The organism is Timaviella obliquedivisa GSE-PSE-MK23-08B, from assembly GCA_019358855.1.
Taxonomy (GTDB): domain Bacteria; phylum Cyanobacteriota; class Cyanobacteriia; order Elainellales; family Elainellaceae; genus Timaviella; species Timaviella obliquedivisa.
The window spans coordinates 48,396-59,898 of sequence record JAHHII010000020.1 but is presented as its reverse complement, the minus strand read 5'-3'; the positions used below and the strand labels follow the sequence as shown (position 1 = coordinate 59,898).

Here is an 11,503-nt window from a genome sequence, read left to right as displayed (position 1 = left end):
CGGTGGAAGAATTGAGAGAGCTACTGGATCGCCTCCTGAATCAAGGAGAACTAAAGATTAAGTGGCAACGAAAAGTGAAGAACAAAGGAAATGGGCTACTTGCAAGTTAAATGTTGAGTAGCTTATCTCAGTAGTTTCTCCTAAAGTTCAAGATTCAGTATCCCCCTAGTCTACCTTGGCGCTTAGTGAGTCGTTCTGCCCAACCAAACAAAAGAACGCCCATCGTAAAATAAAACAGTCCATTAAGAGATGCGATCGCCATTCTCATTCCATCTAGCTCTAGCCCCCGAGCCATGACATCTCGCAGCAGACCTGCCCCTGGCGCAATGGGCATTAGCCAGCCTACAAGCTGCAATGAGCCTGTCCAAGTTTCGGTAGGAGCCGCCAGCAGCAGCAGTAGCCCAAATTGTAGAATGCTTTGCACCTGTCGCACTTGCTTGAATACGAGGGTAAGCGACCCAACAGTAAAGGCTAAGCCATAGGCTCCTAGCAGCGCTGTAATGAACGGGGGCACTAAAGCAGGCGGAAATTCTAGCTTGCTGCCTGTGATCAGTATGATTGCCACGACAATGACAACGTTGAGGGTGAGTTGAATGCTGAGGCTGCCGATCGCCCGGATCACAAATACTCTGGCAGCCCCATAGGGCGTAAGAAACATTTGCTCCAAGGTGCCAGTACGTGCCTCGTCCTGCAACCCGCCTGCCACATCTCCCATGATGAATAACATCAACGTCCAGAGGATGTAGCCGACAATGACTGAATCGAGGCGATCGCCTAATGCTATTCCGGGCCCTGCAATGTAGCGGCTGCTAAGGAATAATCCATAAAATACAAAGGTGGTCGCAATAATGCCCCCGATGGTTTCGGTTGCGTAGCGGCTGAGGATAATCCAACTCCGCTTAAGCTCTGCCAAGAAAAGATCAAGCATGGTGCATTAGAGGGGCGCTGATGGGTTTTTAACTTTTTGGATCACTTGTAGAAAAATTTCTGTCAAACTTGCCTGATCTTGTTCAACTTTGACTAAAGGTAAAGGCTTGAGAATATCTAGCACGTCGTAAACTACTTCTGGCTCTCGAATGTAAATTTTATTGCCCTTAACCACGCCGCCCAAAGCCTCAACTTTACTGATGCGATCGCCATCCAAGCTACAAGCAAGCTCAATGGTGTAGGCAGTTCCAGAGAATTGACGAATCAGGTTAGCCGTAGGCTGTTCAATGGCGATCGCCCCATTCTGAATAATGGCGACCCGATCGGATAATTCTTCGGCAATATCAAGTTGATGGGTGGTGAGCAGGATTGCCCGACCTTCGGCTGCCACCTCCCGGATGATGTTTTTAACGTTCTCGGTTGCTTCTACATCTAGCCCTAAGGTCGGTTCATCTAATAGTAAAAGCTGAGGATCATGGATGAGAGCGACGGCGATCGCCAGTTTTTGCTGCATTCCGCGAGACAGGGTTTGTACCATTTCCCGGCGTTTGTGAGTTAACTCAAAGCGATCGAGCAATTCTAAAGTTCTGCGTCGTGCTACTGCTCGCTTTAATCCCCGTAGTACGCCAAAATATTCCAGATTTTCTTCAGGAGTCAGCCGCCAGTATGTGTTGCGGGTTCCTTCTAAAACGGCACCCAGCGATCGCAACGCCCAGGGATCACGGTGCGGATCTCGTCCACCAATCCTGACCGAGCCTTGATCGGGCAATATCAAACCTGCAATCATTTTAATGGTGGTCGTTTTTCCCGCTCCATTGGCTCCCAAAAAAGCTAAAACCTCATTTCCCTCAATCTTCAATGAAACGTCTTGAACTGCTGCCAGTACTTTTCCTTTTAAACGATAATTTTTGTGAAGATGATGGGCTTCTAAAATGCTCATGAACCGTTGATATTGCTTGGATGTGGATGAAAAGACTACCGATACCCTAACGCATTCAAGAACGTAGGGGGTTAGAAAATCTAGTGGCACCGTAGAGTTTAGACTTTTGCTCTCGCTGCAATTCTCCTTGACTGCATTAGAAAGTTAAGGGAAACTATCTTAATAACCCAAGCAACGGCTCACTTTTGTGCAAACAATCAACATGCTTTAACTCGAAATGATGCATTTTGTTAATAAAACTTAATGCGATCGCGAGTTTGAAGAGTTTGGTCTAGTGAACCGACATGTTTCATAGCCCCAAAAAGCTGGTCGTAAAAGATGGAAACCTTAGAGTTCATCATCTATCCCGATGGTCGAGTTCAAGAAAAAGTTACGGGTATTACAGGCGCGTCCTGTGCTGAAGTCACAGCGGCGATCGAAGCTAAGTTAGGTCGGGTATTAAATCAAGAAACCACTTCTGAGTATTTTGCTCAGGTGCTGCAACAGTCTGCGTCGGTCATGACTCAGAACCACAGCGAGTGGTAGTGTTTTAAGTTCAATTTTTGTTCCCCTTCGTTTATCACACTCCTCGCCATGTCACACTTTAGCCAAATTAAAACTCAGATTCGTGATCTCTCTTCTTTAAAAGCTGCTTTAACTGATGTTGGGGTTGATTGGAAAGCAGGCGATCAACCTGTTAAAGGTTATCGAGGACAAACCCGTACGGCAGAAGTCACCATTGAGCAAGACAATGGTTACGATGTCGGGTTTAGCTGGAATGGTCAGGAATATGAGCTAGTTGCTGATCTACAATACTGGCAGCAGCCGCTAACCGTCCAAGGCTTCTTAAACAAAGTGACTCAGCGCTACGCCTACCACACGGTTGTAGAAGAAACGACCCGGCAAGGGTTTCAGCTATCAGAGCAACAGCAGCAGCAAGATGGCTCAATTCGCTTAGTGCTGCAACGCTGGAGCGCTTAGGCTTAAAGTCTTTCGTCATCTAGAAAAGTTTGGATTAGGAGGGATGGGGGCTTGCTCTCAACCCTCCTTTGTTTCCAAAACTTGCATCCTAATTATAGAGAAGACGCTATGAGCGATTTGCACGGTGGTTTTGAGCCAGAACTAGGCGGCCAATTGCGAGACGCGCCAGAACGTACGGGTTTAGAGCCGGAGCTAGGCGGCACGGCACGGCAACGGGGCGTGTACGTTGATGAGGTGATTTGTATTGGCTGTAAACACTGTGCTCATGTTGCCCGTAATACCTTTTACATTGAGCCAGATTATGGGCGATCGCGCGTGGTGCGCCAAGATGGGGACTCGGAAGACGTGGTGCAAGAGGCGATCGATACTTGCCCGGTAGACTGCATTTATTGGTTGGACTATACCGAAGTGAAGCAGCGAGAAGAAGAGCGAAAATATCAGGTGATTCCGATCGCGGGGTTTCCGGTGGATGGGAGCAGAGTGCGGCGGCGGCGGAAGCGGTGAGTGATAGGTGATTAACGCGCTACGGTTAGGGTGCGATCGCTTTGAGATACCAAAATGATCAACCTAATAACTTGTGCCTACCTCAGACATAGGCTGCACATCTGCCCACGGAATCCATCTTAAAAAACATCGGTTGCCATGCTGCTCCGTAATTTCTGCACCCAACCGCTTGTAAAAGCGAATTCCAGAGGCATTTCGAGCATCAGCATTCCAAGCAAGGTAGGTACATTCATTTTCCTGCGCAATTTGAGCTAACCGAGCCATTAATGCGGCTCCTGCACCTTTACTTCTCATTTCGCTGTCCACGTATAGATCATCCAGCCAAATGCTGGGCTGCCCTACAAATGACGAGTATCGGAATCCATATAGCGCAAAGCCGATCTCATGCGCTGAAAACTCTGCAAACAAAACGAAAGAAAAAGGAATAGCTCCGAAAAGTGTTCTGCGTATTTTGTCTTCAGACACTTGTAGTACACCAGAAAATGCACCGATGTTTCGGTCAAATTCTGATTTTTTTTGGATAAATGAGAAAATCAGAGGCACATCACTAGGCGTGGCAGGTCGAACTTTCATTGATCAATTTGCGATCGCGTCAGCATTTTTCTCGATTAAACTACCAGACCTATGTGTGCAGCGACAATATGCAAAGCTCCGCTTGGAGAGACAGCCCAAACTCTTGTGAAACGAAAGTCTCCGTTTGCAGGACTGGCATTGTAACTACCAGACAATTGCATTCGGACTGAAACGATCGCCATTGCTCCATATATTTGAATCTGCTGCTCAGAAGGTTTTAACTCGTGTATCCTAATCAGTCCAAATTCATGGGCAGCTAGATCATCTTGTTTTTTTAATAATTCTCCAAGATGACTGGTGATGATAATTTCGGGGGCTAGTAATTCATCCAAGACGCTGACATTAGAAGCAAGCATTGCCTGCCTCAGTCGTTCTTCGATGCTTTCAATCTGAGTTTCAAGAATTTCAATCATGCCAAAAATTTTAGTCATGCTTAACGCGATCGCCTTCTCAACTCCTCCAAAACTTTGCTCATCTCAGTTGTGAGGAGATGCCTGCCTTGGGGAAAGCCCTCCTAGCTCTGAAAAAAGAGACCTATAGAAAATAGATTCTACAAGCCCCTTTATAAATATCTTAGCGCTTATTTGGATGCTGCCTTAATGCAGAGATCTACTAGGGCAGCAACTTGATCTACATCTTTCCAGCCTAGGATTTCAGTTACCTTCTTTTCTAAGTTTTTATAAGACCTAAAAAACTCAGCCACTTCCTCTAACCGATGCGGCGCAACGTCTTTGAGCGACTTGACGTGGGCGTAACGGGGATCTTTGTCGGGCACACACAGAATTTTTTCATCGCGATCGCCCCCATCTACCATTTCCAACATGCCAATGGGTCGAGCTGCAATAATGCAACCGGGGAAAGTTGGCTCATCCATCATCACCATGCCGTCTAGCGGATCGCCATCATCCCCTAACGTATTAGGAATGAATCCATAGTCGAGGGGATACTGTACAGATGAGGAGAGCACCCGATCGAGCGTGAAGGCATTTAACTCTTTATCAAATTCATATTTATTTTTGCTCCCCGCCGGAATTTCAATGATCACATTCAAAATTCCGGGCTTGGGCTGAGGGGGAATAAGCGATAAATCCACAGCGTTTCTCCAAATCAACAACTAGGTCACAGCAAAGACTGCTCCCCGGATCATTCTACGGGAAGAAGGGAGCAATAAAAATGGCGGCTTCAGTAAGGAAGCAGAAACTTTTCGTAGCCTTAAGCCGAAGCTTGCCTATTCTTGAGAAATGGGAGAAAGCTGAGCGGGTGCTTGCCAATTTCCTCTGCTGCCTGACGAATAGTGAACGATCGCCAGCAAGGGCACAGCCAAGGTTAATAGCGCAATCAGCGTGCCGATAACGTTTGCTAGCTTTTGGGAATTTTGCTTAGCAGCGATATCAGCGGATGTACTACCAGGTTCCATAAGACAATTTTTGACGAGTTAAGGATATAAAGCAATGTAATTCCAAATTTAGCTTATGCATTACAAGAACTGCAAAGCTTCTACACATTATGTTAACGGCTTTCATTAGGATTAATCATCATTCTGATAAACTCCAGCGGTAGTTCATCGGCATCGGCAACAAAGGTCACTTCGTAAATATGGGTTCCTATCTGCTGTTGGGTCGGGGGCAGTAGTACTTTTAAGGGCTGTACTTGACCTGCAACAGCAGCAACCTCAAATCTTTGCTGTAATTCTGCTAACCACTCCGAGAGGTCGGTTATGACAGGGGTCAGGTCAAAGGAAAGATGATAGTACCCTGTGTAGTGTTCGTCTGCAAAGGCATCGACGGCTGGGCGAGGCTGGGGCACCTGAACTAGCTCAATGCGTCCACCCATACCTTCCATCCAGCAGGCAAGAGTAATGCCTGCGGTAAATCGTTCTTGGATTTGAAATCCGAGTTGCTCGTAGAAAGCGATCGCCCGATGAATATCAGCAGTGCGAATAGAGGCGTGATGCATTTTTAAGCTTTACTCAAATAACCGAAAGTAAGGGTAACGAACAGGTGCGCCGGGTTCTTTTTCCAAATCAAAATTAATAACATCCCAGCAAGGCTCATCAATAGGATCAGGGCTGAAATCTACGGGCAATCCATAGAGACGCGGACGGCTAGCTTCAGGCTGACCTCGCCAGGGGGCACTGCGCTCTAAATAGGTGCTGATTAAATCTTTGTAGCGCTGGGCGATAATGACGCGGGTGGCACGATAGCCCTGGGTATAGAGGCGATCGAGGGCTTCATGAATTTCAAAGCGAATGCCATCTGCATGGGTATGTTGGCGATGCCACTCGTTGTTCCATAGCCGCCAGTGCCGCCCCGACTGAAGATGAACCAGTTCGGCGGTTTTAGGATCTGACTCAAATGCACCATGGCGTTGGCATAGATAGGTATCAGTCAAAGTCAGCGCCTGAATGGTTTGGCGACAGTGAGGACACTGAATTTCGGGCCCAAAAATAGGATATTGAAAAGCTGGATTCATCATGAAACTCTTATCGCCATGCGTGACCAATGTTTCGATCGCCCTGTGGACTTATTATAGCTGGAGGGATTTGCTCTCCACCGGGATCTTCAGGACATTTGTAGTTTTTGTGTGGTTAAAGTTTTATCTCTTTACCTGGTCTTACCGTTGTGAATTAGCCCATGAATCCTTCTGCAAAGTTATCAAGTTTACCGACCTACTGGTCGCCTCCCGATTTGTCCAAAGCTGCCTTCGTTGCTCCTAACGCGATCGTCATAGGACACGTAGAGATTATGGCAGGCGCAAGTATTTGGTATGGGGCAGTGGTTCGGGGCGATGTAGAAAAAATTGTCGTTGGGCAATGCACAAATGTTCAAGATGGGGCAATTTTGCATGGCGATCCCGGTCAGCCCACAGTTTTAGAAGATTATGTGACGATCGGGCATCGAGCCGTAATCCACAGCGCCCAAATTGGACGGGGCAGCCTAGTGGGGATTGGGGCGATAGTATTAGATGGGGTCAAAGTGGGCGCAGGTTGCATAGTGGGCGCAGGGTCGGTAGTGACCAAAGATGTGCCAGAGCGATCGCTTGTAGTTGGGGTGCCAGCGAAGGTATTACGCCAGCTTTCAGAGGATGAGGCAGCAGAGTTAATTGAACACGCTCGTCGATATGAGCAACTGGCAAGGGTTCATGCTGGAACCGGAACAGATATTGGATTTAAGAAAGACTAGAAAATTGTCTCAACTCATCGCAAAATAGAAATTAAAGATGAGAGTTTTTCAAAAATCTTTATTGGGAGGATGGACACTATGGACTGGCGAATTTTGGTGGTGCTTCTGCCTGTTATTTTGGCGGGAAGCTGGGCTTTTTATAACATTGGTAAGGTCGCAATCAAGCAAATTCAAGGCTTTCTGAACAAAGAAGCGTAGAAGTTGTCAGAGGATGTCTGAGAAGTATCAAAGATTCTTACACTTGCCCCCCAACCCCCCATTTTGGGGCGACTTCCGAGCCACTCCTTCTTCAAAGTCCCCCAAAATGGGGGACTTTGGGGGCGGGTTGGATAGCAACCTAGACTTCTCAGACAACCTCTCAGAAGCGATCGTGATGAGGCTATTACAAGAATGGCAAGAGACGACCCACTGAGTCATCTCTTGCTTTTTACTTTGGGCAAAAGATACTAAAAATCTGACAATATCAAGCAGACTGGCTGAATCTCGGTTCATAAATCACGGTGGCAGTACCCAGAATTCGCTGACAGAGAATCCAATTATGACTGTTCTCAATCGATCGCTTTTCAATCAGATCGACGATCGTCCAAACGTGGTGGAGAGATGATCTTGCATATCTATATAAATTGAGCAAACTAACGTGAGCTTCCAGGGCAAGAGTGAGATTGATAGCAATCTACTGATCCAAGGAGAGAAGCAACAGCAAAGAGGTTTTGCTAGAGTTGAGATATTACTGTTACTGGCAGTTGCTTAATACTGGCAATTGTCTGAGTTTAACGACTCACTATACAGAAACCTATTGCGTTTTTTGGAAGGAAGCAAGTTCATTTTGCTATCACATCCTTGGCATCATCTCTCCATAGAAAAGGCATCTCAACTTCTTGAAAGTGACTCTAATCGGGGTTTAACGCTTGATGAGATCCCAAAACGGCAGACTCAATACGGCTACAATCGCCTTGCTAGTCAGTCACGGGAAAGTCGCTGGCGGCGGTTCCTTCAGCAATTTCAACAGCCTGTTCAATATATTCTCCTGGTGGCTGCGACCGTTACAGCCCTGTTCAAAGAACCTGTAGATGCAAGCGTTATTTTTACTGTTGCGATCGGCAATGCTTTAATTGGCTTTATCCAAGAGTCAAAGGCTGAGAATGCAATCGCGGCTCTCGCAGAAGTCGTAACGATGAGCGCAACGGTGTTTCGGGATGAAGAGAAGGTACAAATTTCTTCCAGTGAACTGACCTTGGGAGACTTGGTTGTGCTGACGGCAGGCGATAAAGTTCCCGCAGACTTACGCTTAACCGATGCTTTTGATTTGCAGATTGATGAGTCTGGCATCACTGGCGAGTCGGTTCCAATCATCAAAGTTACAGAGCAGTTGCCTCAAGATATTTCGCTTGCCGATCGCATCAACATGGCGTACACGGGCAGTTTGGTTACGGCGGGGCAAGGGATGGGGCTAGTGACTGCGATCGCAGATCAGACTGAAGCCGGACGGGTAGCGCAACTGATGCAGCAGTCTGGTCACCTCAAAACGCCGCTAACCCGCAAGATTGAGAAGTTTAGCCGTACCTTGCTCTATGCCGTTTTGGTATTAGCAGCGATGGCGTTAGCGATTGGAATTGGACGGGGTGGAGACTTTTTTGAAACGTTCAAAGCAGCCGTAGCACTGGCAGTTAGTGCTGTTCCTGAGGGGTTGCCTGCAATTGTCACCATTACCCTGGCGATCGGGGTGTCCCGGATGGCAAAGCGTCACGTGATCATCCGGGAACTGCCAGCGGTTGAAACGTTGGGTAGCACGACAGTCATCTGTTCTGACAAAACGGGCACCCTGACCAAAAACCAGATGACCGTTCAGGAAATCGCTGCGGGTGGACAACAATACTCGGTAACCGGAGTCGGTTATGAACCTCAGGGGGAGATTTTATATAACCAGCAGCGGGTTAACCTAACTACCAATGCGGCACTACGCGACTGTTTGTTAGCTGGGTTGCTTTGTAACGATTCGCATCTTCAGCTTGGGGATGACCAATGGGAGATTGTAGGCGACCCCACTGAAGGCGCATTGCTGATTGCTGCCGAGAAAGCCGGATTGGATCGAGGGGCTTTGGATACTGAACTGCCGCGCTTGGATGTACTTCCTTTTAGCTCGAAAGCTCAATATATGGCAACGTTGCATCAGCAGGGAACCGATCGCGGTGTTTATGTCAAAGGTTCGATCGAAGCCATTCTGCCGCGCTGTCGAAGTTTGATGAATTCCCAGGCAGAACAAACTGCGCTGGATGTTGCGTTAACTCAGCAGCAAGCGGAGGCAATGGCTCAAAAAGGGTTGCGGGTGCTGGCATTCGCCAAAAAAACGATCGCCCCAGATGCCGAAACTATTGAGCCAGATGAGCTTGAGCAAGATCTAGTCTTTCTGGGCTTGCAGGGCATGATCGACCCACCCCGTCCAGAAGCGATCGCTGCTGTCCGGGACTGTCATACTGCCGGAATTAAAGTCAAGATGATCACGGGAGACCATCCGACGACCGCAACCGCGATCGCTCAGATGATTGGCTTGCAACAATCTCAGACTGCATTTACTGGTCGCGAGCTTGTCCAGATGAATTCCGACGGCTTGGGAAATGCTGTGGAAGCCACCGATGTCTTTGCGCGAGTCGCCCCTGAACAAAAACTGCGTCTAGTTGAAGCGTTGAAAGCGAAAGGCGAAATTGTAGCGATGACAGGTGATGGCGTTAACGATGCTCCTGCCCTAAAACAGGCGGATATTGGTGTGGCAATGGGCATGGGCACGGAAGTCGCCAAAGAAGCGGCGCACATGATTTTAACTGATAATAATTTTGCCTCAATCGGGGCAGCTGTTGAAGAAGGACGTACCGTTTATCGCAATTTACGGCGGGCGATCGGGTTTATCTTACCAATAAGCGGGGGTGAGTCTCTGACCGTTTTACTGGGCGTGTTGCTTGGAACCATACTGCCGATTGTTCCTGTGCAAATTCTGTGGGTCAATTTAGTTAGTGCGATCGCGCTTTCCTTGCCGCTAGCGTTTGAGCCGAAATCCCAGCGTGCTATGCAACAACCGCCTCGCAACCCCAGTGAAGCATTGCTTTCTAAGAGTTTAATCTTCCGAGTTTTAATCATCTCGATTTGGAACTGTATCGTCACCTTCGGCATGTTTGAGTGGGCATTAAAAATGACAAACGATGCTGACATTGCTCGGACGGTTGCTATCAATGCACTGGTTGCCTCCGAGACTTTCTACCTCCTGACCATCAGTAGTTTTGTTCCCTCTGTTATGGCAAACCTCTTTGGTCACCGCCGACCTATCAGCTATGCTCCAGTTATTGGAGCGGGGGCTTTGGGGATACTACAAGTTTTGTTTAGTCAATGGAGTGTGATGAATGGGCTCTTTGACACTCAACCCCTGACTCTTACTCAAGCCCTTCTCAGCATTGCTGCCGGACTGCCTATCATTTTGTGGGCGCTCCTAGTGAAAAGGTTTGACCCGATTGATTAAACGGCACTGTATCCTGGTTCTATCAGCCTTGAGAATGTAATTTGTTTTCTATGCGATCTAATCGGAAGGAACAACCAGCGCGATCGCCCCTTCCCTCAACAATATTTCTACTAAGTCAATAGATTGTCATCTTCCAGAGTACCTTTTCTGCTACCGCCGGGGAATTATGCTTACTGAGAAAACTGAGCTAACAGATTTGTTTTACTGCACTGCTAATCACAATTTGTCAGAGCTTCAACATCTGCCGCTACAATTTTCTCCAAATTGCGCGTAATTTTCTCACTGTCCCAATTCCACCAAGCGACTTCAAGTAATGCTTGGATCACGTCATCATCAAAGCGCTGTCGGATCCGTTTGGCTGGATTGCCGCCAACAATTGTATAGGGCAAAACATTGCTTACAACGACTGACTTTGCTGCAATGATAGCTCCATCTCCCACCTGTACTCCTGGCATTATTACTGCTTCGTAGCCAATCCACACATCGTTGCCGATAACCGTATCGCCTTTGTAGGGCAGTTCTTCAGTTTGAGGAGCTACTTTCTCCCAGCCGTTACTAAAAATCTGAAATGGATAGGTCGAAAATCCATCCAACTTGTGATTGGCACCATTCATGATGAACTTGATGCCTCTTGCCAAAGCACAAAACTTGCCGATGATTAAGCGATCGCCGATGAATGGAAAATGGTATAAAACATTACGCTCAAAATCTTCTGAATCTTCTGGATCGTCGTAGTACGTGTAATCTCCAATAATAATATCGGGATTTGACACGGTGTTTTGAATGAAGCAGACTTGTGGAAATCCCCTCATTGGATGCTTATCCTTCGGATCTGCGCCGTACAAGATCAATCGCTCCAAAGCCGTACAAGATCAATCGCTCCAAATTAGTAGCATATCTTAAGCCATC

Annotated in this window: 16 protein-coding genes; 7 read left to right on the top strand and 9 right to left on the bottom strand. The window is 47.4% G+C overall.

Annotated elements, in window-relative coordinates; genetic code table 11:
• Window positions 1-154 precede the first annotated feature (154 nt).
• The gene (locus tag KME11_21930) at window positions 155-928 is read right to left on the bottom strand and encodes an ABC transporter permease (protein ID MBW4517874.1); all 774 of its coding nucleotides are present in this window, start codon (window positions 926-928) and stop codon (window positions 155-157) included.
• Window positions 929-934: 6 nt separating this feature from the next.
• Window positions 935-1,867, bottom strand: coding sequence for an ABC transporter ATP-binding protein (locus KME11_21925; protein ID MBW4517873.1), 933 nt, complete (start codon window positions 1,865-1,867; stop codon window positions 935-937).
• A gap of 318 nt (window positions 1,868-2,185) precedes the next feature.
• Between KME11_21925 and KME11_21920 the strand changes: the two genes are divergently transcribed.
• From KME11_21920 to KME11_21910, 3 genes are all read left to right on the top strand, one after another.
• The gene (locus KME11_21920; GenBank protein MBW4517872.1) at window positions 2,186-2,392 is read left to right on the top strand and encodes a DUF2997 domain-containing protein; all 207 of its coding nucleotides are present in this window, start codon (window positions 2,186-2,188) and stop codon (window positions 2,390-2,392) included.
• Between the two features lie 48 nt (window positions 2,393-2,440).
• On the top strand, window positions 2,441-2,827 hold the full coding sequence (locus tag KME11_21915) for a DUF1257 domain-containing protein (GenBank protein MBW4517871.1): 387 nt from the start codon (window positions 2,441-2,443) through the stop codon (window positions 2,825-2,827).
• 108 nt (window positions 2,828-2,935) lie between these two features.
• Window positions 2,936-3,331, top strand: coding sequence for a ferredoxin (locus tag KME11_21910; GenBank protein MBW4517870.1), 396 nt, complete (start codon window positions 2,936-2,938; stop codon window positions 3,329-3,331).
• Between the two features lie 63 nt (window positions 3,332-3,394).
• Here the strand turns inward: KME11_21910 and KME11_21905 are convergent, their stop codons facing one another.
• The 6 genes from KME11_21905 to KME11_21880 form a co-directional block, all read right to left on the bottom strand.
• The gene (locus tag KME11_21905) at window positions 3,395-3,904 is read right to left on the bottom strand and encodes a GNAT family N-acetyltransferase (protein ID MBW4517869.1); all 510 of its coding nucleotides are present in this window, start codon (window positions 3,902-3,904) and stop codon (window positions 3,395-3,397) included.
• A 35-nt stretch (window positions 3,905-3,939) separates the two neighbouring features.
• Entirely contained in the window at window positions 3,940-4,317 is a 378-nt protein-coding gene (locus tag KME11_21900; GenBank protein MBW4517868.1) for a nuclear transport factor 2 family protein, read from the bottom strand.
• Window positions 4,318-4,484: 167 nt separating this feature from the next.
• Window positions 4,485-4,997: an inorganic diphosphatase gene (locus tag KME11_21895; protein MBW4517867.1), complete on the bottom strand. Its 513-nt coding sequence runs from the start codon at window positions 4,995-4,997 to the stop codon at window positions 4,485-4,487.
• A 135-nt stretch (window positions 4,998-5,132) separates the two neighbouring features.
• Window positions 5,133-5,321, bottom strand: a complete 189-nt coding sequence (locus KME11_21890) for a hypothetical protein (protein MBW4517866.1) — start codon at window positions 5,319-5,321, stop codon at window positions 5,133-5,135.
• A 92-nt stretch (window positions 5,322-5,413) separates the two neighbouring features.
• Window positions 5,414-5,860 (bottom strand): VOC family protein, encoded by a 447-nt coding sequence (locus KME11_21885; GenBank protein ID MBW4517865.1) that lies wholly within the window; start codon window positions 5,858-5,860, stop codon window positions 5,414-5,416.
• Window positions 5,861-5,869: 9 nt separating this feature from the next.
• A complete protein-coding gene (locus KME11_21880; GenBank protein ID MBW4517864.1) occupies window positions 5,870-6,379 on the bottom strand; it encodes a TIGR02652 family protein in 510 nt (169 codons plus the stop codon).
• Window positions 6,380-6,537: 158 nt separating this feature from the next.
• Between KME11_21880 and KME11_21875 the strand changes: the two genes are divergently transcribed.
• The 4 genes from KME11_21875 (at window position 6,538) to KME11_21860 (ending at window position 10,594) form a co-directional block, all read left to right on the top strand.
• The gene (locus tag KME11_21875; protein ID MBW4517863.1) at window positions 6,538-7,086 is read left to right on the top strand and encodes a gamma carbonic anhydrase family protein; all 549 of its coding nucleotides are present in this window, start codon (window positions 6,538-6,540) and stop codon (window positions 7,084-7,086) included.
• A gap of 78 nt (window positions 7,087-7,164) precedes the next feature.
• Window positions 7,165-7,284: a photosystem II protein Y gene (locus KME11_21870; protein MBW4517862.1), complete on the top strand. Its 120-nt coding sequence runs from the start codon at window positions 7,165-7,167 to the stop codon at window positions 7,282-7,284.
• A 43-nt stretch (window positions 7,285-7,327) separates the two neighbouring features.
• Entirely contained in the window at window positions 7,328-7,498 is a 171-nt protein-coding gene (locus tag KME11_21865; GenBank protein MBW4517861.1) for a hypothetical protein, read from the top strand.
• Between the two features lie 411 nt (window positions 7,499-7,909).
• Window positions 7,910-10,594, top strand: coding sequence for an HAD-IC family P-type ATPase (locus KME11_21860; GenBank protein MBW4517860.1), 2,685 nt, complete (start codon window positions 7,910-7,912; stop codon window positions 10,592-10,594).
• Between the two features lie 212 nt (window positions 10,595-10,806).
• Here KME11_21860 and KME11_21855 read toward each other — a convergent pair whose 3' ends face one another.
• Window positions 10,807-11,439, bottom strand: coding sequence for a Vat family streptogramin A O-acetyltransferase (locus tag KME11_21855; GenBank protein MBW4517859.1), 633 nt, complete (start codon window positions 11,437-11,439; stop codon window positions 10,807-10,809).
• Window positions 11,440-11,503 lie beyond the last annotated feature (64 nt).